Origin of the sequence: Clostridium sp. AF50-3 (assembly GCF_003477445.1) — a bacterium.
Classification (GTDB): Bacteria; Bacillota; Clostridia; order Lachnospirales; family Lachnospiraceae; genus Otoolea; species Otoolea fessa.
Window position 1 is genome coordinate 345,536 of record NZ_QUDH01000001.1, and the last position, 25,067, is coordinate 370,602.

The following is a 25,067-nucleotide window of genomic DNA, read 5'->3' on the forward strand; positions in this document are numbered from 1 at the left end:
ATAGATTGCAAAAATGAATGATAAAAGGGCATTCAAGCGGCATTTGAATGAAAAGCACCGCTGGATGGAGAGTCTTTCTTCGTCTGGCGGTGTTTTTTTCCATATTTTGTGATTTTACCGACTATCTGAAAAAACAGTAGACAGCTTTTTTGTAATTGTTCGAAAAATAATACCGGATATAAATCAAATTTATTTGCATTTTGACGAGAATTTGTTATAATATTATCAGGTAAATTTCCAGGACAATCTATTTGGGGAGATTTATTACTGAATACATTCACTATCAATAGGAGGAATATTCATTATGGCAAGAAAGATGAAAACCATGGATGGAAACCACGCAGCAGCGCATGCTTCTTACGCATACACCGACGTGGCAGCTATCTATCCGATTACCCCTTCTTCTCCGATGGCTGAGGCTACCGATGAATGGGCAACAGACGGAAGAACCAATATTTTCGGCCACACAGTTCAGATTACAGAGATGCAGTCTGAGGCAGGTGCAGCAGGTGCAGTACACGGATCTCTGGCAGCAGGTGCGCTGACAACCACCTACACCGCTTCCCAGGGTCTGCTTCTGATGATCCCGAACTTATACAAAATTGCAGGTGAGCAGCTCCCGGGCGTATTTAATGTTTCTGCTCGTGCACTGGCCAGCCATGCGTTATCCATCTTTGGTGACCATTCTGATATTTATGCGTGCCGTCAGACAGGCTGCGCGATGCTGTGTGAATCCAGTGTACAGGAAGTTATGGATTTAACCCCGGTTGCACATCTGGCATCCATCAAGGGCAAGATTCCATTCATTAACTTCTTTGATGGTTTCCGTACATCCCATGAGATTCAGAAGATCGAGACCTGGGATTATGAAGATCTGAAAGATATGGCAGATATGGATGCAATCGATGCATTCCGTAAGAATGCACTGAACCCGAACCACCCGTGTCAGCGCGGTTCTGCTCAGAACCCGGATATCTTCTTCCAGGTAAGAGAGGCTTGCAACCCGTACTACGATGCACTTCCGGCGATTGTTCAGGAATACATGGACAAGGTCAATGAGAAGATTGGCACAGACTACAAGCTGTTCAACTACTATGGCGCTCCGGATGCAGAGCACGTTATCATCGCAATGGGTTCTGTCAACGATACCATCGAGGAGACGATCGATTACCTCGTAGCAGCTGGAAAGAAAGTCGGCGTTGTAAAGGTTCGCCTGTACCGTCCGTTCGTAGCCAGTGCACTGGTAGACGCTATTCCGGATACAGTTAAGCAGATTTCCGTATTAGACCGCACCAAAGAGCCAGGTTCCCTTGGCGAGCCGCTTTACCTTGATGTAGTAGCAGCATTAAAGGGTACAAAATTCGATCAGACTCCGATCTTCACAGGTCGTTACGGACTTGGTTCCAAGGATACCACACCGGCTCAGATCGTAGCTGTATATGAGAACACAACCAAGAAGCAGTTCACCATCGGTATCGTAGATGATGTTACCAACCTTTCCCTGGAGCTTGGCGCACCGCTTGTTACCACTCCGGAAGGAACTGTAAACTGTAAGTTCTGGGGTCTTGGTGCCGACGGTACTGTAGGTGCAAACAAGAACTCTATCAAGATCATCGGCGATAATACCGATATGTACGCACAGGCTTACTTCGATTATGACTCCAAGAAATCTGGTGGTGTTACAATGTCCCACCTTCGTTTCGGTCATAAACCGATCAAATCCACCTACCTGATCCACAAGGCAAACTTCGTTGCCTGTCACAACCCGGCTTACATCCGTAAGTACAACATGGTTCAGGAACTGGTTGACGGCGGTACATTCCTGTTAAACTGCCCGTGGAACATGGAAGAGCTGGAGCAGCACTTACCGGGACAGGTTAAGAAGTTCATCGCTGACCACAAGATTAAATTCTACACCATCGACGGTGTTAAACTGGGTATCGAGACCGGTATGGGTCCGACCCGTATCAATACCATCCTTCAGTCCGCATTCTTCAAGCTGGCAAATATTATTCCGGAGGAGAGAGCGATCGAACTGATGAAGGCTGCTGCAAAGGCAACCTACGGTCGTAAGGGCGAAGATGTTGTTAAGAAAAACTGGGCTGCTATCGATGCAGGCGCTCAGAACGTTGTAGAGATTCAGGTTCCGGAAAGCTGGAAGAACGGCGAGGACGAGGGACTTGAGATGACTCACGCAACCGAGGGAAGAGCAGACGTTGTTAAGTTTGTCAACACCGTTCAGGCTGCTGTCAATGCTCAGGAGGGTAACAACCTGCCGGTATCTGCATTTACCGATTATGTAGATGGTACAACTCCGTCTGGTTCCGCTGCATACGAGAAACGTGGTATCGCAGTCAATGTACCGGTTTGGAATCCGGACAACTGTATCCAGTGTAACTTCTGTTCTTATGTGTGCCCGCACGCAGTTATCCGCCCGATCGCGATGACCGAGGAAGAGGCTGCTGCCGCTCCAGAAGGAACAAAGACACTGCCGCTTACAGGTATGCCGCAGTACAAGTTCGTGATGACTATTTCTTCCCTGGATTGTACCGGATGTGGTTCCTGTGCAAATGTCTGCCCGGGCAAGAAGGGTGAGAAAGCACTTACGATGGTAAGTCTTGACAAGAATCTGGAGGCTCAGAAGGGTTATGACTACGGTCAGACACTTCCGATCAAACAGGATGTCATTGATAAATATAAAGAGACAACCGTTAAGGGAAGCCAGTTCAAACAGCCGTTACTTGAGTTCTCCGGCGCTTGTGCAGGATGCGGCGAGACTCCGTACGCAAAACTGATTACTCAGCTGTTCGGCGATCGTATGTACATTGCCAACGCAACCGGATGCTCCTCTATCTGGGGCAACTCTTCACCGTCCACACCTTACACCATGAACAAGGCTGGCAAGGGTCCGGCTTGGGACAACTCCCTGTTCGAGGACAACGCAGAGTTCGGTTATGGTATGCTTCTGGCTCAGAACGCAATCCGTGACGGCTTAAAGGGTAAGGTTGAGGCTGTGATGGCGGCAGAACAGGCGACCGATGAAGTGAAAGCAGCTTGCAAAGAGTGGCTGGATACTTACGGAATCGGTGCATTGAACGGCGCAGCTACCGACAAGCTGGTAGAGGCTCTGGACGGCATCGACTGCCCGAACTGCAAGGATATTGTGAAGAACAAAGACTTCCTCGCTAAGAAATCCCAGTGGGTATTCGGTGGCGACGGTTGGGCTTACGATATCGGTTTCGGCGGTGTTGACCACGTACTTGCTTCCGGCAAGGATATCAACATCATGGTATATGATACCGAGGTTTACTCCAACACAGGCGGACAGTCCTCTAAGGCAACTCCGACCGGTGCAGTTGCACAGTTTGCAGCAGGTGGTAAAGATGTGAAGAAGAAAGATCTTGCTTCCATCGCTATGAGCTACGGCTATGTATACGTTGCCCAGATCTCCATGGGTGCTGATTATGCTCAGACTGTTAAGGCAATCGCTGAGGCAGAGGCATATCCGGGTCCGTCCTTAGTCATTGCTTATGCTCCGTGTATCAACCACGGTATCAAGAAAGGTATGGACAAGGCTCAGACCGAGGAGAAACTGGCGGTAGAGTGCGGTTACTGGCACAACTTCCGTTACAATCCGGCTGCAGAGGACAAGAAGTTCACTCTGGACAGCAAGGCACCGACAGGTGACTACCAGGCATTCTTAAAGGGTGAGGTTCGTTACGCATCTCTGGCTCTGAAGAATCCGGATAGAGCCGGCGCGCTGGATGCAAAGAACGAGGAAGAGGCAAAGGCTAGATACCAGTACCTGAACAAGCTCGTTACTCTGTATACAAACAACTAATGAATCACTGATTCATGAATATATGACATACGATATATAAAACGTATGACTGCAGAAGCTCCGTCGAAAGATGGAGCTTTTGTTGTGTAATAGGGAATTCCCTATTACACAACAAGGCACATTCTTTTTTAGGGGGGAAAATTGTATAATAGAGTGTTTTTGTGGTATCCTGTATATGAAAAGGATCTGAAAATTATATGCTTCAATAAAACAGGAAAATAAAAAATATTTCAGGCAATGTTGAGAGAGATAATTCGATATAGCATTTAGAAAGCGGGGAAATCAGGATGGCACAGGGCAAAGATTTTTATATTCCATTTCAGGATGGGAGCGGCAGAATCCATGGCATCTGCTGGGAGCCGGAGGAAACACCGTGGGCGGTCATTCAGGTGGCGCACGGTATGATCGAGCACATTGGCAGATACGAAGAATTTGCACAGGCGATGAACCGGGCGGGGATTGCGGTCATCGGGCACGATCATCCGGGACATGGACGGACAGCAAAACCAGGGGAATTGGGCGAGTTCGCGGAGAAAAATGGTGTCCGCCGCGTGAACGGTGCGATGGCGCAGGTGGCACGTTTTGCGAAACACAAGTTTCAGGGCATTCCGCATATTCTTCTGGGGCACAGCATGGGTTCGTTTTTTGGACGCCGTTTTATCACGCATTATGGAGAATGGCTGGACGGCGCAATTTTCATGGGAACCGGAAGCCAGCCGGAACCACTTTTGTGGCTGGGCGGAACCGTCGTGGCAGCGGCAGCGTGGCTGGAAGGAAGAAATGGACGAAATGAGCGGCTGCACCAGCTGGTTCTTGGAAGCTATAACCGCTATTTTGAAAAAGGAAAAACGGAACATCAATGGCTGTCGCGCGTGACGGAGGAGGATGAAAAATACGAGGCGGATCCATACTGTCAGTTTTTATTTACCGATGGGGCATTCGTCGATTTTTTCCAGGTCATGCTGGATTTGAAGCGGAAGAGAGGCTTTGATGGAATTCCGAAAAATCTGCCGATTCTGCTGATATCGGGAGAGGAGGACCCGGTCGGAGAAGGCGGACGCGGTGTGCGGCGCGCGATGGAAGATCTGCAAGAAACCGGATGTACCAATGTGGCGATGCAACTTTATCCGGGGGCAAGGCATGAACTGTTTCATGAGATCAACCGGGAAGAGGTATTTGGTGATATTGTGGACTGGGTAAGTAAATTATAAGTAATACTTATAACTTACTTAATGAAAAATAATATACAAATGAAAAAACAATCTTTACAGTTCATATGCTTTTTTTTATAATTGAGAATGTTTTGGAAACTGTGTAAAAAGGTAGTTTTAAATTGGGTACAGGGAGAGAAAATCTATGGAAAATGAAAAGAAATTTACGGGACCTGCCTATGAGTTTGAGGCGAAGATGCCGTTGAAACAGGCGATTCCGCTGGGACTGCAGCACGTGCTTGCGATGTTTGTCGGTAACCTGACACCACTTCTGATCATCACAGGCGCCTGTGGTATCACGGGCGGAAACGATCTGGCACAGCTGCAGATCGAGCTTCTGCAGAATGCGATGTTGGTGGCGGGACTGATCACGCTGCTGCAGTTATTTTCGGTTGGTCCGGTCGGCGGCAAGGTTCCGATTATCATGGGAACCAGCTCTGGTTTCATCGGTGTATTCAACAGCGTGGCGGCTACGATGGGCGGCGGTATTTTAGCGTACGGCGCCATTATGGGTGCTTCGATCATCGGCGGTCTGTTCGAGAGTGTGCTTGGATGCTTCTTAAAGCCGCTTCGCCGATTTTTCCCGTCGGTCGTAACAGGTACGGTCGTTCTTTCGATTGGTCTGTCATTGATCGGGGTCGGCGTCAATTCCTTCGGCGGCGGCAGCTCGGCGCAGGACTTTGGTTCCATGGAAAATATGCTGCTTGCTATTTTTGTCCTGATTGTGATTCTGGCAGTGAAGCACGGAACGAAGGGATATTTAAGTTCCTCCTCGATTCTGGTCGGAATTATTGCCGGTTATGCTGTAGCATTCATCATGGGTCTGGTGCTTCCGCACACGGGCATTGCAGCGGACGGAACCGAATATACCAAAGCATGGGTATTAAACTGGGATAAGGTAGCACAGGCGAGCTGGATCAGCATTCCGCCGATCGTCCCGGTTAAAATTGTCTTTGATATGCGCGCAATTTTGCCGGTTCTTATCATGTTTATTGTAACCGCTGTTGAGACGGTCGGAGATATTTCCGGTGTCGTTGAGGGCGGTATGGACCGTGAGGCGACCGATAAAGAGCTTTCCGGCGGCGTTATCTGCGATGGACTTGGTTCCAGTATTGCGGCGCTGTTCGGTGTTCTTCCGAACACTTCGTTCAGCCAGAACGTAGGTCTGGTTACAATGACAAAGGTAGTCAACCGCATGGCACTTGCAACCGGCGCGGTATTCCTGATTCTGTGCGGTCTGATTCCGAAGCTGGGTGCGATCGTTTCGATCATGCCGCAGTCGGTACTGGGAGGCGCAGCGGTTATGATGTTCTCTTCGATCGTAGTTAGCGGTATTCAGCTTATCACGAAAGAGAAGATGACTTCACGCAACCTGACCATCGTCTCTGTTGCACTGGGTGTTGGTTACGGCATGGGTGCACATGCAACCATCCTTTCCAAGATGCCGGAAGCAATTCAGCTTGTATTCGGCGGATCTGGTATCGTTCCGGCAGCTTTCATGGCGATTATCCTGAATGTGCTGCTGCCGAAGGATGAGGCGTAAGAAATAGGAAGATTAGAAAAAGGTCATAGGTACATAAAAATATAAGATCCATCTATAAAATATGGAATGTATGGCTGAAAGTGATACGTAGATTGATAAAAAGGGACTGGCATCATGCTGCATGTGTGATGTCAGTCCTTATAGTTTTATTCGATTGTTACCAGATTCTCCAGGCGTTTGAGCTCCTCCGGCGTGTCTACATCCATCAATTCCTCCGGCACTTCGGCAGTCACATACTGGACAACGTCTGGATGCTGGCGGAGAACATGGCTTCCGCCAGCTTTTTCCGGCAGATGGAGCAGTTCGTCAAAATATGCCCGGTCGAAGAGAATCGGGCTTCCGACGGTGGTTGAGACGGAAGGTTCGGGAGAAGCCGTCATTTGGATGCTGCAGAGCTGTACAATCGGTGATTTTTCTGCAATTCCTGAATTCTGAGGCAATTTTGATTTCAAAATGGAAAAATCAGAATCTGGGAAAACAGATTCAGAGTGACCTGGTGATATTTTGCATTCGAGATAGCGCCGGCATATCCGTTCCAGTGTCCGTGGACGCAGAAGCGGCTGATCGCCGAGTGCAAAGAGACAGCCTGATAAATCCGGGTGCCTTTTTAACATGTGTGTAAGTCCCAGGCAGAGCGCCTCGTTCCGATTGGGAAGTGTATGAATCAGCACCGGAATTCCCAGGGACTGACAGTAATCGTGAACCTCCCGGGAGCGCGTCACAACGAGACGATCGGCAAAGAGCGGAACAGAACCGATCACATTCAGAACCGAGTGGATGAGCGGAGCACCGTGGAACGAAGCCATGAGCTTGTTCGAGCCGAAACGTTTTCCAAGACCGGAGGCCATGATGATGCAGGCGATCCGGACATCGTTTGAATTTTGCAAACAAGTGAAAGAGGACGTTTGTGTTCCAGAAGAGAAAAAAACAGATTTCCGCCTGCAAAAAAATTCTTCATATAACTGTTTCCCACTCTCCGTACATGCATCCCGATATGCCTCATACTTAGCTAGAAACTCCCTCGCCTCCGCCGTCATCTGGCTGCCTCCGCCGCCTTTTCCGCCGGTGGTGCGGACGGTCAGTGGAAATCCAAGCGTGGCTTCGGCGGAGCGGATAATCCGAAGTGCTTTTGTATACGCCATATTCATGGACAGAGCGGCGGAGCGGAGCGATCCGGTTTCATCGATGGCATGAAGAAGCTGACGAGGACCTTCGCCAAAGAAACGATGGTTTTCGTCGTTGCAGAGGTAGGTACGGATGGATGGTTTCATAGTTTTTGTCAAATCCTCCTAATCTTTTCTGGAAAAAGGGGTCTCGTTGTATTTTAAAAATAACAACGGAATTATACCATGTTTTATGCTATAATAAAAGAAGGATAATTTTGTTATTTAAGAAATAGATGAAAAAGAGGAAAAACCTATGATGACGATTCGAGAATATAAACGGGTAGAAAGCCTGGAGGAAGCCTGGGAGCTGAATCAGAAAAAAGCGAACCGGGTGATAGGCGGTATGATCTGGCTGAAGATGAGCCGGGGCAATGTAGGAACCGCGATTGATATTTCAGGGCTGGGGCTGGATCAGATAGAGGAGACAGAGGATGCGTTTGAGATTGGCGCGATGGTTACCCTGCGCCAGCTGGAAGAACATCCGGGATTGGCGGCATACACAGACGGTGCCATGCGCGAGTCGGTGCGCCATATCGTCGGCGTGCAGCTTCGGAACCTGGCGACAGTCGGAGGCAGTATCTATGGCAGATTTGGATTTTCAGATGTCCTGACGATGTTCCTGGCGATGGACACCGAAGTGGAACTTTACAAAGCTGGACGGATGCCGTTGGTGGAATTTGCAAAACAGATCGGCGGCCGGGACATTTTAGTCAAATTAATTGTCCATAAAGACAAAGCCGTATATCACTACCAGTCCGTGCGGAATACGCAGACTGATTTTCCAGTGCTGACCTGTGCAGCGGCGAAACGGGCGGATGGAGCATATCGTTTTAGCATCGGTGCGCGTCCGGGGCGTGCTGTGTTGTTCGAGGCATCAGCGGAGACAATACAGGCGCTTATAGAGGAAAAGCAAAAGGCTGAAACAAAAGCAGATGCGGATGCCGATACCAGAGAAAAGCAGGACAAGACGCAGACCGGGAAGAAAGCAGTCTGTCTTGCAAAGTGGATCCGTGATCAGGTTCAGACGTCTTCAAATATGCGCGGCAGCGCTGAATACCGGAAACATTTAACCGGTGTTCTGATAAAGCGGGCGGTGCGTGTGCTGGAAAAGTGCTAAACGAAATAGGACAATAAAATGATCGTATAACAGTATGAATATTAGGAGATTCACATATGATGCAGATAACGATTACTCTAAATGGAACGAAGATTTCCCCGGAGATTGAACCGGATACGCTTCTGATTGATCTGGTACGCAGTCAGGGCTGTTACAGTGTCAAGCGCGGCTGCGAGACGGCAAACTGCGGACTCTGTACCGTATTTCTGGATGAAAAACCAGTGCTTTCCTGTTCCGTGCTGGCGGCGCGGGCGGACGGTCACAGCGTGACGACGCTGGAAGGACTCCAGGAGGAGGCAAAAGAATTTGGCGCATTCATTGCCGATCAGGGAGCCGAACAGTGCGGCTTCTGTAATCCGGGCTTTATCATGAATGCGCTGGCGCTGTTCCGGGAAAAAGAGTTCCCGGAGGAGAATGAAATCCGCGAATATCTGGCAGGAAACCTGTGCCGCTGTTCCGGTTATGAAGGACAGCTTCGCGGCATTCTGGCATTTTTAGACTGGAAGAGAGAAAAACAGAAGGAGGCGGCAGAATGAGAGTAGTCAATACTTCTGTACGAAAAAAAGATGCGATGCAGCTGGTAACCGGACAGCCGGTTTACGTGGATGATCTGGCGCCGCAGGACTGCCTGATCGTCAAACTTCTGCGTTCCCCGTATGCGAATGCGATGGTAAAAACGATCAACACCGCGATCGCAATGAAAGTTCCGGGCATCGAGGCAATTTATACCTGGGAGGATGTGCCGCAGGATGCAAAGCGCTACACACAGGCGGGGCAGACATACCCGGAGGCGAGCCCGTATGACCGTCTCCTGATCGACCGCCATGTCCGTTTTCAGGGCGATATCGTGGCGATTGTAGCAGGAAAAGATGAAAAATGTGTCGATAAAGCACTCCGCCTGATCAAGGTACAGTATGAAGTCTTAGAGCCGGTTCTGGATTTCCATACGTCAAAGGACAACCCGATCCTGGTTCACCCAGAGGACAACTGGGAGAGTCTTGCTCCGGTCGGCGCAGACAACAAGCGCAACCTCTGCGCGCACGATGAGTGCGGCAACGGGGATGTCGAGGCGGTTTTAAAGGACTGCGACATCGTGATTGATCATGTATACCACACAAAGCCGTGCCAGCAGACGATGATGGAGACATTCCGTACCTATTGTTCGATCGATACCTACGGAAGATTAAATATTTTAAGTTCCACGCAGATCGTGTTCCACTGCCGCAGAATCGTGGCAAATGCGCTTCATATCCCGAAGTCGATGGTGCGCGTGAGCAAGCCGAGAATCGGCGGGGGGTTTGGTGCGAAGCAGACGGCGGTCTGTGAAGTCTATCCGGCATTCGTTACCTGGATGACGAAAAAACCGTCGAAGCTGATTTATAGCCGGATGGAGGCACAGACGGCGTCTTCGCCGCGCCATGAGATGGAGATGCATGTGCGTCTGGGCGCGATGAAGGACGGCACGATCCGCGGCATCGATCTTTACACATTGTCCAATACCGGTGCTTACGGCGAGCATGGACCGACAACCGTTGGACTGTCAGGACACAAATCGATCCCGTTGTATGGAAGTGTTGAAGCATTCCGCTTTATCAGCGATGTTGTCTATACGAATATCATGTCGGCAGGCGCGTACCGTGGCTATGGTGCGACACAGGGACTTTTCGCGATCGAGTCGGCGGTCAATGAGCTGGCAGACCAGATTCAGATGGATCGCTTTGAGATCCGCCTGAAAAACATGGTTAAAGAGGGCGATCTGATGCCAGCATATTATAATCAGGTTAATACAAGCTGCGCACTCGACCGCTGTGTAAAAAAAGTGCGTGAGATGATCGGCTGGGAAGACAAATATCCGGTGCGTGACATGGGCAATGGCAAGGTCCGCAGCGTCGGCATGGGTATGGCGATGCAGGGATCGGCAATCACGGCGATGGATGTCGGAAGTGCCGTCTCAAAGTCAACGACGAAGGGTTCTATACATTGTCGCTCGGAGCGGCAGATATGGGAACCGGCTGTGACACGATTCTGGCGCAGATTGCGGCGGAAGTGCTGGAATGCCCAATCGACGCGATCACGGTGCTGGGCGCGGACACGGATTCATCCCCGTATGACTCAGGTTCTTATGCATCGAGTACGACCTATCTGACCGGAAAAGCGACCGAACGGTGTGCGTTGCGCCTGCGTGAGCAGATCTGTAAACTGGGTGCAGAACTTCTGGGCGTCCCGGCGGATGCAGTGGAATTTGACGGAAAAGAGGTATTCACAACCGAAAAAGCCGGGGATGAGACGAAGAAGATCGCTCTGGCTGATATCGCAACGGCGTCCATGTACGGGCATGAAATTCCGCTGGAGGTAACCGAGTCGAGAACCGCCCACATTTCCCCGCCTCCGTTTATGGCAGGTGCGGTTGAGCTTGAGATTGATATGGAGACAGGCGAAACCAGCGTTATTAATTATGCGGCAGCGGTAGACTGCGGTACACCGATCAATCCGAATCTGTCCCGCCTGCAGGTTGAGGGCGGTCTGATGCAGGGAATCGGCATGGCGCTGACGGAAAATATTACCCGCAATGCACAGGGGGGTGTGCGTGAAAATTCCCTGATGCAGTATAAGATTCCGACCCGGATTGACTATGGACATTTAAACGTCGAATTTGAGAGCAGTTATGAGCCATCTGGTCCGTTCGGAGCGAAGTCGATCGGTGAGATCGTTATCAACACGCCGCTTCCGGCAATTGCCGATGCAGTGTACAATGCAGTCGGAAAACGATTTTATGAGCTTCCGATCACGCCGGAGCAGATTGCACGCGCGGCGGCAGAGAAGCTGGGAGAAGATTTTATTTAAAGAGATAGATTAAAAACAAAACGCTGCAGCAGAATGTTATATGTTAGCATTTTGCTGCAGCGTTTTGTTTTTGTGTGCGCACAATGTCAATTAATTAGTGTCATAGTTCTAAGCTGTTTTGGCTTGCATTCTGCCGCAGGTCTATATATAATGAAAGAGTGAATATCTATTTTAGGTCTGGTAAATCTGATTTCATGATTCAAATCTATTTATTTTAATTTCAAATCAAATTCAAGTAGAATCTCTTTTATCTCAGTATATCGTTAAAAACATTCAAATTTTAAGCCTGTATGATATGAAAAATACAAGGCAAGGTAAAAAATCAATAATAGGGGGAAATATATGTTCAGTAAAATAAACAGTTTCAGCACCCGCGGCATCGATGGCTACCGGATCACGGTGGAGGTTGATGTGAGCAACGGATTGCCGAGTTTTGTCATGGTGGGCTACCTGGCGGAGGAGGTGCGGGAGGCGCAGGAGCGCGTTCGGACCGCACTTCGGAATGCGGGGTTTTGCCTGCCGCCTAAGCGGATCACGGTCAATTTATCGCCAGCCGGGGTGCGGAAAGAGGGAACGGGGTGTGATCTGGCGATCGCGGCAGGAATTTTGAGGTGCTTGTGGGAACAGGGTGAAAAGGCAAAAATAAGAAAGACGGATGAAACCTGCCCGGAAATGGATGGGGTGGAAGATGAGGAGAACAATTCTGCACCGGATTGGGACCAATGGGCGTTTATGGGTGAACTGGGTTTGGACGGCAGCATCAAGCCGTTGACCGGTGTTCTCTCGATGGTCTATGAAGCGCGCCGCTGCGGAATGAAACGGGTTTTTCTATCCGAAGAGAATGTACAGGAGGGACGGGCTGTGGATGGAATCGAGATCGTCGGAGTCCGGGATGTGAAAGCGCTGACGGCTTGCCTGCAGCATCCGGAACAGATTCACGGACAATGGTTCACACCAGATCTGTTTCAGGCGGGACAGGAAGAATTTGACGTCGATTTTGATGAGATCGTCGGACTTCCGCTGGTGCGGCAGGCAACCGAGGCGGCAGCAGCGGGGCGTCACAACATTCTCTATATCGGACCGGCTGGAACGGGAAAAACGATGGCAGCTCGGCGTATTCCGACAATTTTGCCGCCGCTTACGCTGGAGGAAAGCATTGAAGTTTCGAAGATATACAGTATCTGCGGTCTCCTGAAGCCAGACACACCGCTGGTTTTGCAGCGTCCGTTCCGCAGCCCGCATCACAGCACGACCGCCCAGGCGATGGCGGGCGGAGGACGAAATCCGAAGCCCGGGGAGATCTCACTCGCTAGTTATGGAACTCTCTTTTTAGATGAGTTAACGGAGTTTCAGCCGAAAATTTTGGATCTGCTGCGTCAGCCGATGGAGGAAGGAAGCATCACGGTTTCCCGTCTCAACCAGACGGTTGTATTTCCGGCAAAAACGATGATTGCGGCGGCGATGAATCCCTGCAAATGCGGTTTTTTCCCAGATTTGGGAAAATGCCGTTGTACTCCAACCCAGATTCGCCGGTATCTGAACCGCGTTTCGGGACCATTTTTAGATCGGATCGATATTGGGGTGGAAGTACCGCGGCAGGATTTGGGGATGATGGCTGCAGAGAAGAGCATAGATGAGGGGAGTTTTCCACAGACAGAGCAGAGGAATTCCTCCGCTGTCATGCGCGCCCGCGTCATGGAGGCGCGCGCTCGACAGGAAAAGAGGTTTGCAGACGAATCTATCTCCTACAACAGCCAGATGACCCGCCGCCAGATCGAAGAGTATTGCTGTCTATCCGGGGAAGATGCGGTATTTTTGGAAAAGGTCGAACGGCAGCAGGGAATCAGTGCCAGGGGACACGGAAAGATTTTAAAAGTAGCGCGCACACTTGCCGATCTGGATGGACAGGCGGAGATCGGGCGGACGCAGTTGGCGGAGGCGATAGGATTCCGGAGTTTTGAAAAAAAATATTGGGGGAGTCTCTGAAAAGAAGCATGTCTAAAAGATTGAAAGAATAAAAAGTTTAACAAGGGTTGTAATTGTTATAAGGTAAAAGGCAGCCGATCTGACATATATAGGGGGAAAGATATGGAAATAGGAAAAGAAGAGAGCAATGTACAGAATGCTCAGCTTTCTATGCAGGAACTATATGGAAAAACACAGGAACCGCCACATAAAAAAGTGCCTCTGACAGAAAATATGCAGTATTCCGACCGTGAGCGCATCCATGCCTACTGGCTATCGCGGGTGGATGGAATCGGCGCGGTGACGGCGGCTAAATTATATGAATCCTGCGGCAGTTTTGAGAGAATCTATGAGCGGGTTTTATATAATAGGAAGAAACTGGATCCGTTTATATGTTCCTTTCTCGGAAAGGCTGTGAAAAAGGGGCTGGAGGAAGCGGTTTTGCTCTTCAAACAGCGCGTGGAAGAATACGATAGGCTGGAGAAACAGGGGGTACGTTTCATTCTGTGCGGTGAGGCGGCATATCCGAAGCGCCTGATGCATATCTATGATAAACCGATGTGGCTGTTTGTGCGTGGAACGCTTCCAGAAGATGCGAAACCATCCGCGGCAGTCATCGGGGCGCGCAGCTGTACGCCGTATGGACGACAGGAGGCAGAGTATTTCGGCCGGATTCTGGCAGAAAATGGCGTGCAGGTAGTGAGCGGCATGGCGCTGGGGATCGATCAGGCGGGGCATAAGGGCGCGATGGATGGCGGCGGACTGACGTATGCCGTGATGGGCTGTGGGATTGACACCTGTTATCCGCCATCCGGCATCCGGCTGCATGCGCGCATCCGTGAACAAGGCGGCATATTGTCAGAATATGGACCGGGTGTACCGCCGACGGCATCCCATTTTCCAATCCGGAACCGGATCATCAGCGGACTTTCCGACCTGGTGCTGGTCGTGGAAGCACGAAAAAGAAGCGGCTCCCTGATTACGGCGGATCTGGCGCTGGAGCAGGGAAAAGAGGTATTTGCGCTGCCGGGACGGCGCATCGATCCGCTCAGTGAGGGCTGCAACCGGCTGATTGCACAGGGAGCGGGGATCGTGACGAAACCGGAGGATGTGTTGGATTTCTTCCATATAAAATGTAAAAATTCTTGTAAAAAAACAATAAAATCAGTAAATGCACTTGCCAAGTCGGAAAAAATGGTGTATAGTTGCCTAGATTCACAACCGAAACATCTGGAAGCGGTCATGAAAAGCTGTGGGGTGACAGCAGGGGAATGCATGACTGCGCTTTTGAATCTGGAAATGCAGGGATTGATCCTGCAGCCAATGAATCAATATTACGTTAGGAAGATTGTATAGAGGTCTGTTATGGCAAAAAATCTGGTTATTGTAGAGTCTCCGGCGAAAGTCAAGACAATTAAAAAATTTTTGGGTTCCAACTATGAGGTGGACGCCTCCGGCGGTCATGTGCGCGACCTCCCTAAGAGCACGCTGGGAGTGGACGTAGAGCATGGATATGAGCCGAAGTATATCACCATCCGGGGAAAGGGCGATGTGTTGGCGCGTCTTCGTAAAGAGGTTAAAAAAGCGGATAAGATTTATCTCGCAACTGACCCGGACCGCGAGGGAGAGGCGATCTCCTGGCACCTGATGAAAGCATTAAAGCTGGATGAACAGAAAGATAAAAAGGTTTACCGTATCAGTTTCAATGAGATTACAAAAAACGCCGTCAAGGCATCTTTAAAAGAGCCGCGTGCCATCGATGAAAATCTGGTGGATGCACAGCAGGCGAGACGTATGCTTGACCGTATGGTGGGTTACCTCATCAGCCGCTTCTCTGGGCGAAGGTCAAGAGAGGACTCAGCGCCGGTCGTGTGCAGTCGGTCGCGCTGCGTATGATCTGCGACCGTGAGGAAGAGATCAATGCGTTTATACCGGAAGAATACTGGACGCTGGATGCACAGCTCCACGTACATGGCTCCAGAAAGAAGCTGACCGCCCATTATTACGGCGATAAGGACGGCAGGAAGGCAATTCACAGCAAAGAGGAAGTGGAGGCGCTTATGAAGCGTCTGGAGGGCTGTGAGTACGAAGTGCGCGATGTGAAGCTGGGCGAACGCGTGAAGAAGGCGCCGATCCCGTTTACGACCAGTACGCTGCAGCAGGAGGCATCCAAGACGCTGAATTTCTCAACGCAGAAGACGATGCGCCTTGCCCAGCAGCTCTATGAGGGCGTGGATATCAAGGGACGCGGCACAATCGGTCTGATCACCTACCTGCGTACCGATTCCACCCGCATCGCGGCAGAGGCAGATGCGGCGGCGAGAAGCTATATCGGCGACCAGTTTGGGGCAAGTTACGTGTCCGAGGCGCCGGCGGCGGCAAAATCAGACGCCAAGATCCAGGACGCACACGAGGCGATCCGTCCGACCGACATTACACTGACGCCGGTACAGGTAAAAGAACAGCTTTCCAGAGACCAGTTCCGTCTGTACCAGCTTATCTGGAAGCGCTTCACGGCGAGCCGGATGCGCCCGGCGGTTTACGAGACAACCTCCGTCAAGGTAGCAGCCGGAGAGGAGCTTTTCACCCTTTCGGCGTCCAAAATCAAATTTGACGGCTTCATGTCCGTCTATTCACAGGACGAGGATAAGGAGACCGACGGCGTTCTGAACGAGTCGCTGGAAGCAGGCATGAAGCTGGATTTAAACCAGTTAGAACCGGCACAGCATTTTACACAACCACCGGCACATTATACAGAGGCGTCGCTCGTCAAGGCGCTGGAAGAGCAGGGCATCGGACGGCCAAGTACCTATGCACCGACCATCACGACAATCATCGCGCGCCGCTATGTAGCGAAGGAAAATAAGAACCTCTATGTGACGGAGCTTGGCGAGGTAGTCAACCGGATGATGAAGAAGGCGTTCCCATCCATCGTCGATTTGCAGTTTACGGCAAATATGGAGTACCTGCTCGACAGCATCGGGGACGGCACGATCGGCTGGAAGACCGTTATCGAAAACTTTTATCCGGATCTTGACAAGGCGGTTAAAGAAGCGGAGAAGACGCTTGAGAGCGTCAAGATTGCTGACGAGGTGACGGATGTGATCTGTGACCAGTGCGGGCGCAACATGGTAATTAAGTATGGCCCGCACGGCAAATTCCTTGCCTGCCCGGGATTCCCAGACTGTAAAAACACGAAGCCGTACCTGGAAAAGATCGGCGTGAAGTGCCCGAAATGCGGTGGTGAGATTGTCATCCGTAAATCGAAAAAGGGCAGAAGATATTACGGCTGCGAAAATAACCCGGACTGCGATTTTATGACCTGGCAGAAACCGTCAAAAGAAATGTGTCCGAAATGTGGACATATTATGCTCGAAAAGGGAAATAAGCTTCTTTGTTCTAACGAAGCCTGCGGTTTTGTAAAAAACTCATAATTTTTCAACCGGGGTTTTGTGATGGTTGCCAAAATGTCATATAAATCTCTTGAATCCCTTGATATACAAGGGGCTGAGAGGAATAGCATGGGTTCACGTAAATCGTTATAAATCTACACTAGAATACACCAGATGGTACATGATTGGTACATGAAAATTGAAAAGCCTTATGTAGAAACAATCAAAAAAAAATGAATAAATCAGAAAACAAGCGCAATAATTGAGCCATATTAAGCCTCATGTTGCGCCTTTTTTGGGTGTAAAAAATGGGATAGCTAGCCGCAGCCAACTATCCCTTAAAATTTATTCTTCCCGCAATTTCGTCGATACCGGCAGGATCGGTAAGTTTTTCTTAACATATCCGTATTTAATTTCTCTGCCGTGATTTCCGCGCAGTTCCCGGTATGCCTCATAAATACTGTCAAATTCTGCCGCCTCAGATTCCGGCACGCCGCCAAGATTGACATATCGTTCATAACACTGATCGATTTCGTGCCCCAGCAATTCCCGGACGCCGGTCATCAGAGAGTCGATGGAGCCGGTTAAGCTTTTCTGAATTTCAAGGCTTTGCTGACGATCATGCATCCGGTTTTCTGCAAATCGGTTCAGATCTTGTTTTGTTGTAGCAGTATATTCTCGTACTTCTTTCATCAACGCCGCAACCTGCTTCTGCAATTCTTCGTCGCGTTCTCTATTCTCCGCCGCGTCTTTCTCATGAAGCGCCTGCAACGCCGCCAGAGCACTTATCGTCTGCCCCAACGAATCATGATCCTTGTTTCTGGCAGACCACCATTTAAACGGTCTACCAACAATCTCCGAAAACTTCCCGATGATATTTACTGCCGCAGTTACTCCCGACATCACGATGAAGGCGCCGAGTACCCACGTCACAAAATCAAATTCTAACAACTCACGTATTGCATCCATTTAATCACCTCAAGCTTTCAGTTTTATAACGCCGCCGCCGTCGGCATATGCAAGAACAGATTCGTTCTCGTACATATAGCCGTCGCTGTCGAACGCGTAAATCTGTCCGCCGATTACCTCAATCCCATTCGTTGTGCAGGAATAGCCCTTATGGATGTACCACCATTTCCGCGCTGATGCAATCGAAGACTCGTAGACCCAGCCGCCGTCAAGGTATTTGGCTGAAATCCAACCTTTGTCTGGCAGATAATACCACGGATCGCCGTTAGAAGCAAAGGTTTTCTTGGTCGGATACACCGCCGTGCCATTGCTCAAGGTCCCGACAACCGAACCTGAAACTGGAAATGAGCGAATGTTTAACCCTCCATCTACACGCACCAGGACGCCGCCTGCGCCGGTTTTAATGTCGAAGGTAGACAACTGACTGCCTTCTGCGACGGCAAGGCTATAGAACGGTCTACCGTAGCCTACAATACGATGGTTTGAAAGTGCGTATTTTTTCTTGCAAACGGCGCCGCCATTACGAATCACCGCAGATCCGTCAGAGGTATTTCCTTCGATGGTGTAGACATATTTTGAGTCCACGGCGTAGACAAGCCCAGTGTGACAGATCCGTGTGCCGTTGGTGAAGAACACCTGGTCGCCTCTTTGTGGTCGCGACGTGTGCCAAGCACCCTTATTTTTGAACAACTGAGCCGATGCTACGGTGTAGTCGTCGAAATCCCCGCCAAGCACTTTTTTGGCATTGCAGACGCCGAAAGCCTTATAAAAGCACCAATCCACAAAGCAATCGCACCAATATGCCGGATAATCCATGACTGCCGGATACAGCTTATTCATTTCATATCCATATTTCGTGTAGTTTTTGTCGCCCGCATTGGCAGTTTTGTCGTATAGATCGACGCCGGAAGCCTTTTCCAGATAGCCGACCTCTGCCAGGGCAATATTAATTACCGCATCAATCGCGGCAAGAACAGAATAGTATGTATTCATCTTTTCTCCTTAGAACATCTTATAATGGGGCTGTTCCTCCCCGAAAAACCAAAATCGCAGGTAATCATCCAGAATAATCGCGATGACTACCAGCGGAAACCAGAGCAGCGCATATGGCAAGCAGATCTGCCCCAACAGATTGAATGGAAGTCCGGTGTAGTCCCAGATGTCCCATCCAAGCCAGAGGTTGACGACGCAGCCGCAGACGAATTCCCCCGCGAGCGCAAAAGCCCAAGCCTGCAGAACCTGCCGCCAGAACGGTGTTTCCCAGGATTCAATCTCATTCAAAAGTCCAGCAAAAATAAAACACATTCCAGCCAGACAAAACATCGTCCAATGGCTGAAACCGCGCCACAAGATTTCTATGCCATAATAAATACTCCCACCTACACAGTATAAGAAACCATATTTAAGCAGTAACTTCAGTGTTTTCTGCATCCTTTGACTCATTTTTCGTCACCGCCTTTACGATAAGGTTACTCTGTGCCATGATCAAATTGTAGTTATCGAGATATTTGCCGCTCAGAGGCGTTCCCCATGTAATACCAAGAACAACATCGACATCGTTCTCAGATTTATAGGTATCAGTAATCATTTCCTTTAACTGATTGAAGTAAGTAGTCTGCGCTGTCGTATTCATCTTTTCTGCAACGTAAATAGCCGACATCTGCTCCGGGGTATACAGCTTACAAGAGCCACCGCCAGAGCAGTGATATGGCTGAGACAAGCCGCTCGTTTTTGCCATTAGAAACAAGGAATCAATGTTACTCTGATCTCCAGATGCGATACCATAAGAAAAATGCTCATCTACTCCGTTAATTTGAATTGTTACACCGTCCTCAATGGCTTTATTGCAAGCACTAGATAATTCCGCGATTTTCTCCGTCAGAGCCTCCGCAAGAGTAGGAGAGTATTCAATGCCAACTTCTTTGCCAATTTCCTGTTTCTCTGCGATGGATAGGTTTGGATAAGACTTCAAAATTTCCAGCGCATTCTCACCACTTTCCACACCGATTTCGATTGCTTTTACCAGAATCTTTTTTTGCATATCATTAATCATTTGCAACGCCTCCAATCATATTTGCCATAGCCAGCACAAGTTGTTTATTTTCGTATTCAAGCTGCATCTGACAGAGCTGGTTATAATCCCAGTACGGATACAAACTCCATCCAGCGTTGATTTTGTTTCCATCTTCATCCAGTTCATAAACCTGATTACCTTCTTCATCGACCTGTGGCAGGTTCGTCTCAGGATCAATGGCAATTTTCCAAACTGGTTCATATTTATAGCCGCGAATAAATCCGATGCATTTTCCTTTAAACTGTTCATCGGAAATTTCGTATTCTTTCAGGGTTTCATCAGTTGTGGTATTTACATCCACAATTTCATATCGTTCATTAACATAAATTTTCATATGGTTTCCTTTCTGGCGCGATTCGCCTACATTGCAATGAGAATAAGAGAACATAAATGATATACGGAAGAAAAAGGAGAATATCATTTATGAAATACGAGACATTTTTAAGAAGAGAAAATTTAACCGACAGCACAATCCAGAACTATGTTTGGACGGCAAATTATTTTGATAGACATTATCCAGAAGTAAATAAGACCAATCTTTTATCATACAAAGAGTATTTAATGGAGCATTATGCGCCCAGCACTGTCAACGTCAGAATTTTGGGAATCAATAAGTATTTACAGTATCTTGGAAAAGAAAAGCTCAGATTAAAGACCGTTCGAATCCAGCGCAAGACATTTCTTGAGAATGTAATCAGTAACGCTGATTATATCTATTTAAAACGCAAATTTAAGAAAATGGAGAACAAACAATGGTATTTTGCGATTTGGTTCATGGCTGCGACAGGTGCGCGTGTTAGTGAACTTGTTAGGTTTAAGGGCGAGAATGTCGAGATGGGATATGTGGATTTATATACCAAAGGTGGCAAACTCCGCAGAATTTTTATTCCAGCAAAACTTCAAAAAGAAGCATTGATATGGATTGAAAAGACAGGAAGAAGGAGTGGCTTTATTTTTCTGAACCGTTTTGGGAATCAAATTACAACGCGTGGATTGGCACAGCAGATTAAAAGATATGCTGAAAAATCAAAAGTGTCAACCAAAGTAGTATATCCGCATTCATTCCGGCACAGATATGCTAAGAATTTTTTGGATAAACATAATGATTTAGCTTTACTTGCGGATTTGATGGGGCATGAAAACATTGATACAACCAGAATATATCTCAGAAAGACATCAACCGAACAAAGGGCAATCATAGACAGGGTAGTGACATGGTAAGCTCTCAGAATGCCTTATTTGAGGGATTTATTCGTTAGACGTAAAAATATTCAATGAGAGTATTTTGCCGCGTTCTAGGACTAATTCTGTGCGTTTGATGGGGTGTCTGTTGTAATTTGGTTGATAATATTTTATTCTGCAATTTGGACAAAGGTTCTGTCCCGTAGAATTTATATATACTTGACCGCATTTAGAACAATTCTTTATTTGGTGCGATGTTCTCATACGTTATTCGATCCTCCTGCGTTATGATTTTAAATATATCATAATACAGGCTAGTTAAGTTGTCAAGAATTTTACAGAACATATGTTCCTGAATGTGCTATTTAGATAATGGGTATTATGGGAAGTTTTGAAGGATATGTAAGCAACCCACTTTATCTATTCAATAATGGTTCTTATGGTGGTGGACAATCGGGGATTAGTATAATGAGCAACCACACTGCTTATGGTTCTGTTTCTTTTGGTTCCTCTATACAAGGTTCTAAGTTATATAAGGGAGATATTATAATACGATTTAATAATATTCAAAATCTTTCTGGTTGGAATTACTTAAAAATATATGGTAATGTCGAAATGTGGGCTAGAATCGGCGGTGGAGTTTCTACTAAAATAATGAAGTATATATATCATCATATAAAGCCGAAGCATACTGGGGCAATTCTGAGGTTATATCAGGAAATGGTGTTTGTATTTGTGATATATCTTCTTTTTCTGGAAATTTATTGGATTTATATATCTGTTGGTAATGTTTTTGGAAGTAGTATAAAATCTGTATCTATATTTCAAGTATATCTTTCAACTAATTAAGATAGTTGTATCTATATTTCAAGTATATCTTTCAACTAATTAAGATAGTTGTATTTTTAATATTGTAAAATCTTCACTATAGTAGTAAGAAGAACTACTAACATATTTATTTTCCAGACGAATATAAAAACTTGTGTTTATATTAGAAAGGTTTATTGAGATAGTTTTTTCTGTGCCATCAGCAACTTGACCAGATTGAGCAATTATACTTCCAGAGCTGTTATATATTTTAGCTTCTAATGTGCAATTAACGTTTCTCTTCGAGAACATGATGACAGTTAAGTTATTCCATGGATTTCCCACGATTAATTTTTTTTTTTCCAATATCAACTGCTTCAGTTGATTGTCTGTATTTATTTTTTGTAGTAATAGCAATAGAAGTTTGTTGTTGCGTAATTGAAACTCCACCAGAGTCATTAATACCCTGAACATACGAAGTAAACCATCCAATGTTATATCCACTGCCCCAAGAACCACGATTATATATAGTTCCATTACCAGAATAATAACCCTCATAACTTCCCGTAATACCCAATATGGAAACACCCTTCTTAATAACACTGGCATTAAGCCCAATTCCGCTTGCTAATGTTGAGGTTGCGATACGTGCCTCTGGTGCCCAAGCAGCTCCATTTGACCGATAAATGCCCTCTGGAAGTGCATTGATGGCTACATATCCATTGCCCTGTCCAAATCTACCAAATTGAGCTTGTCCACGTTCTGCAAGAGTACCTGTAATCTTAGAACCTTTGACATAAGCAATTTTTCCACTTGAAATTTGATTTGCTATCGCAGTCGCATCAGAAGTGGCAGCACCAGCGATTCCAAATGCACTTTGTCCTTCTAATAATTTCTCGGCAGTCAATCCACCAGCAGTAGCCATATCTCCCTGTGGTACGGCGAATAATGTATTAGGAGTAATAAATCCTTCAGTGCCATTATATCTAATTTCTGCACGCGCCGTTCCATCGCTGTTAATAGATGTAAAAGCTGCATCACCCTCGATTACTTTCGTGGCGTTTTCTGCTGTATGAGTAATCGTAGCGCGGTTGGTGAGATGTTGCATTGTACCTTCTGCCAGCTCGTCATCAGTATCCGCGCCGACATATGTAGTTTCTTCGAGTACATTCGCGGCGGTAGCAGTCAATTCATCGGAGCCGACACCGCCACCACCGCTTAAATTTGTAGATCCTATCATTTAAAGTCCTCCTTGTGTTGAATTTAATAAGGTTTTAGGTAATAAAAAAGCAGACAAAGGTCATTCTTTATCCGCTCAGAAATTTATTATGAAATCCTTGTGTCTTCCTATAACGGGAGAGTAGAGGATTTGTTTCAAGAGTTAGGAACAAAGCGCTTGATATTCCATATGTCTAAATGTAAAATAAAGTTGTTGATATCAAATGATTAGGGGGATTGAATATGGCTAAACAAAACATTTCCTACACAAACAGAGCTTGTCTCGCGTGTGGACAGAAGCATAACGGAAAGATGTGTCCATTAATTGAAAAAAAACTGAATAAATACACCAATTACCATAAAAAAAATCACTTAATTGGAAATATATTGTTAAAGTGTATAGAGAAGAATGTAAATTTTTTACAGATACTACTAGAAATTGCGGAACAAAATGAAGAGGCATATGATTTGTCGCAGTCATTCAATACAATTTTACCGATTGAAAATGCAATAGAATACTTTGCTGTTTCATTAGAATGTTCAAGCCGAGAATTTTTCAGAGAGCCACAAAAGACTGTAGAAAAATATGCCAAGTTAATGTCTTCGTCATATTTAGAAAACCCTTTTCTGACTTTTAGCGACGACGGAAGAGTAGATAGTATTAACTTTTCCACAGAAATAGCCGAATATAAAAAGATAGAAACTATAGACGACTATGTAATACCAACTCTACAAGGTTCTTCTTATATTTTATCCAAGAAGAGAACTGGCGAAGACCGCTGGATATATAACTTATATTTAAAAACGTCCATAACGATTACACAAGAATATAAAGAAGGCTACAAAAAGGAAATATATCCATATGCTCGTACATATTATTTTAGTGATATGATCTCTGTTTCGCCAACAGAATTTTTATTAGCATCAGATTGCAACGGTATTTTCGAAAAGATATTTGAAAAAGAACTAAGTCGATCGTGGATGGATGATGGCTTGATTCAAGACCTGCCGCTTAGTGATAGTAGATATAGAATCTGGATCGATAAGCTGCTTACCGCAACAAGACAAAGATTATTGCGATGGGAAAAATTCGATGATAATGAAACTGTTAAATACCATACATTTTATGAACGGACAGAAGTGTTCTTACATATAAACGGTGGACTTAAAAACAAGTCTGATCTTCAGGAGAATATCTCAAATGATATGGAAGTGGTATGGTCGGCATCCGGAAAACCGGTAACATATAGCGGCACAGACCTGTATATCAGAAATCGCGAAGGTGGACTAGGAACTTGCTTCAGAGATGCATATAAAAATAGAGACGATGTGAAGTGCGATAAGAAAGCCGTTGTCCTAGCTCAAACAATCGACTCGCATAGAGTTGACGAGGAGAATGACAAATTTATTTCTGAACTAAATAAAAAAGTGATTAGTCACACCGATGTGATTGTAACCGCACGTTCTATGATTTGCCACGACCATTATATCGAACCGCTAAGAGGTATTGTTTATCTTCTCAGCGACGATAACAAACAGATCGAATATGAGATATATGTTGGATATTGCTCAGAATGTAACAGATATTATTGCTTCAATGAGGATTATAAGGAAATGCTCAAACACGGAACGCCACTATGCGCCGTATATAATGAGAGCGATATAAGCAACAAAAAAACGGCGAAGCATTCTGTTATAAAAGTCAATCTGTTTTGAATGCAATGGGATACTCGGTGGG

General features: G+C 47.0%; 17 protein-coding genes and 2 pseudogenes. 12 read left to right on the forward strand and 7 right to left on the reverse strand.

The genetic code is table 11. The features are described 5' to 3' along the window. Nucleotides 1-304: 304 nt before the first annotated feature. The 3 genes from nifJ to DW085_RS01560 all read left to right on the forward strand — a co-directional run bounded on the left by nifJ (nucleotide 305) and on the right by DW085_RS01560 (nucleotide 6,595). On the forward strand, nucleotides 305-3,841 hold the full coding sequence (gene nifJ / locus DW085_RS01550; protein WP_106999935.1) for a pyruvate:ferredoxin (flavodoxin) oxidoreductase: 3,537 nt from the start codon (nucleotides 305-307) through the stop codon (nucleotides 3,839-3,841). A gap of 287 nt (nucleotides 3,842-4,128) precedes the next feature. Beyond that, the gene (locus DW085_RS01555) at nucleotides 4,129-5,052 is read left to right on the forward strand and encodes an alpha/beta hydrolase (protein WP_106999934.1); all 924 of its coding nucleotides are present in this window, start codon (nucleotides 4,129-4,131) and stop codon (nucleotides 5,050-5,052) included. Nucleotides 5,053-5,197: 145 nt separating this feature from the next. After that, a complete protein-coding gene (locus tag DW085_RS01560; protein ID WP_106999933.1) occupies nucleotides 5,198-6,595 on the forward strand; it encodes a nucleobase:cation symporter-2 family protein in 1,398 nt (465 codons plus the stop codon). Between the two features lie 146 nt (nucleotides 6,596-6,741). Here the strand turns inward: DW085_RS01560 and DW085_RS01565 are convergent, their stop codons facing one another. Beyond that, nucleotides 6,742-7,866, reverse strand: coding sequence for an NTP transferase domain-containing protein (locus tag DW085_RS01565; protein WP_118490857.1), 1,125 nt, complete (start codon nucleotides 7,864-7,866; stop codon nucleotides 6,742-6,744). Between the two features lie 148 nt (nucleotides 7,867-8,014). Here DW085_RS01565 and DW085_RS01570 point away from each other — a divergent pair, with 148 nt between their 5' ends. The 6 genes and pseudogenes from DW085_RS01570 to topA all read left to right on the forward strand — a co-directional run bounded on the left by DW085_RS01570 (nucleotide 8,015) and on the right by topA (nucleotide 17,121). Further along, nucleotides 8,015-8,878 (forward strand): FAD binding domain-containing protein, encoded by an 864-nt coding sequence (locus DW085_RS01570; RefSeq protein WP_118490859.1) that lies wholly within the window; start codon nucleotides 8,015-8,017, stop codon nucleotides 8,876-8,878. Nucleotides 8,879-8,937: 59 nt separating this feature from the next. Then, nucleotides 8,938-9,414: a 2Fe-2S iron-sulfur cluster-binding protein gene (locus DW085_RS01575; protein ID WP_118491184.1), complete on the forward strand. Its 477-nt coding sequence runs from the start codon at nucleotides 8,938-8,940 to the stop codon at nucleotides 9,412-9,414. Further along, nucleotides 9,411-11,722: pseudogene (locus DW085_RS01580) on the forward strand (molybdopterin cofactor-binding domain-containing protein). Before DW085_RS01575 ends, DW085_RS01580 begins: the two are co-directional and overlap by 4 nt. 342 nt (nucleotides 11,723-12,064) lie before the next feature. Beyond that, nucleotides 12,065-13,708 (forward strand): YifB family Mg chelatase-like AAA ATPase, encoded by a 1,644-nt coding sequence (locus DW085_RS01585; protein ID WP_118490861.1) that lies wholly within the window; start codon nucleotides 12,065-12,067, stop codon nucleotides 13,706-13,708. 102 nt (nucleotides 13,709-13,810) lie between these two features. Further along, nucleotides 13,811-15,043 carry a DNA-processing protein DprA gene (dprA, locus tag DW085_RS01590; RefSeq protein WP_347474946.1) on the forward strand — a complete coding sequence of 411 codons (1,233 nt, stop codon included), beginning with the start codon at nucleotides 13,811-13,813 and terminating at the stop codon, nucleotides 15,041-15,043. A 9-nt stretch (nucleotides 15,044-15,052) separates the two neighbouring features. After that, nucleotides 15,053-17,121, forward strand: a pseudogene (gene topA / locus DW085_RS01595) (type I DNA topoisomerase). 303 nt (nucleotides 17,122-17,424) lie between these two features. On the opposite strand, the gene DW085_RS19490 reads toward topA, so the two are convergent. Genes DW085_RS19490 through DW085_RS01620 form a run of 5 tightly spaced genes read right to left on the reverse strand, consistent with a single transcriptional unit; the run spans nucleotide 17,425 to nucleotide 20,456 of the window. Further along, nucleotides 17,425-18,048, reverse strand: coding sequence for a histidine kinase dimerization/phosphoacceptor domain-containing protein (locus DW085_RS19490; protein ID WP_243033885.1), 624 nt, complete (start codon nucleotides 18,046-18,048; stop codon nucleotides 17,425-17,427). A 9-nt stretch (nucleotides 18,049-18,057) separates the two neighbouring features. Next, nucleotides 18,058-19,041 (reverse strand): CHAP domain-containing protein, encoded by a 984-nt coding sequence (locus tag DW085_RS01605; RefSeq protein WP_118490863.1) that lies wholly within the window; start codon nucleotides 19,039-19,041, stop codon nucleotides 18,058-18,060. 9 nt (nucleotides 19,042-19,050) lie between these two features. Beyond that, nucleotides 19,051-19,491 carry a putative ABC transporter permease gene (locus tag DW085_RS01610; RefSeq protein ID WP_243033886.1) on the reverse strand — a complete coding sequence of 147 codons (441 nt, stop codon included), beginning with the start codon at nucleotides 19,489-19,491 and terminating at the stop codon, nucleotides 19,051-19,053. Continuing rightward, the gene (locus DW085_RS01615; protein ID WP_118490867.1) at nucleotides 19,451-20,101 is read right to left on the reverse strand and encodes a hypothetical protein; all 651 of its coding nucleotides are present in this window, start codon (nucleotides 20,099-20,101) and stop codon (nucleotides 19,451-19,453) included. Before DW085_RS01615 ends, DW085_RS01610 begins: the two co-directional genes overlap by 41 nt. After that, nucleotides 20,094-20,456 (reverse strand): hypothetical protein, encoded by a 363-nt coding sequence (locus DW085_RS01620; RefSeq protein ID WP_118490869.1) that lies wholly within the window; start codon nucleotides 20,454-20,456, stop codon nucleotides 20,094-20,096. Before DW085_RS01620 ends, DW085_RS01615 begins: the two co-directional genes overlap by 8 nt. Before the next feature lie 89 nt (nucleotides 20,457-20,545). Between DW085_RS01620 and DW085_RS01625 the strand changes: the two genes are divergently transcribed. Next, nucleotides 20,546-21,343, forward strand: a complete 798-nt coding sequence (locus DW085_RS01625) for a tyrosine-type recombinase/integrase (RefSeq protein WP_118490870.1) — start codon at nucleotides 20,546-20,548, stop codon at nucleotides 21,341-21,343. A gap of 342 nt (nucleotides 21,344-21,685) precedes the next feature. After that, the gene (locus tag DW085_RS01630) at nucleotides 21,686-22,153 is read left to right on the forward strand and encodes a hypothetical protein (RefSeq protein ID WP_147353913.1); all 468 of its coding nucleotides are present in this window, start codon (nucleotides 21,686-21,688) and stop codon (nucleotides 22,151-22,153) included. A gap of 283 nt (nucleotides 22,154-22,436) precedes the next feature. Here DW085_RS01630 and DW085_RS01635 read toward each other — a convergent pair whose 3' ends face one another. Continuing rightward, complete coding sequence (locus DW085_RS01635) at nucleotides 22,437-23,351, reverse strand: hypothetical protein (RefSeq protein ID WP_118490874.1); 915 nt, start codon at nucleotides 23,349-23,351, stop codon at nucleotides 22,437-22,439. A gap of 221 nt (nucleotides 23,352-23,572) precedes the next feature. On the opposite strand from DW085_RS01635, the gene DW085_RS01640 reads away from it, so the two are divergent. After that, nucleotides 23,573-25,045: a hypothetical protein gene (locus tag DW085_RS01640; protein WP_118490876.1), complete on the forward strand. Its 1,473-nt coding sequence runs from the start codon at nucleotides 23,573-23,575 to the stop codon at nucleotides 25,043-25,045. The last annotated feature ends 22 nt before the right edge of the window (nucleotides 25,046-25,067 follow it).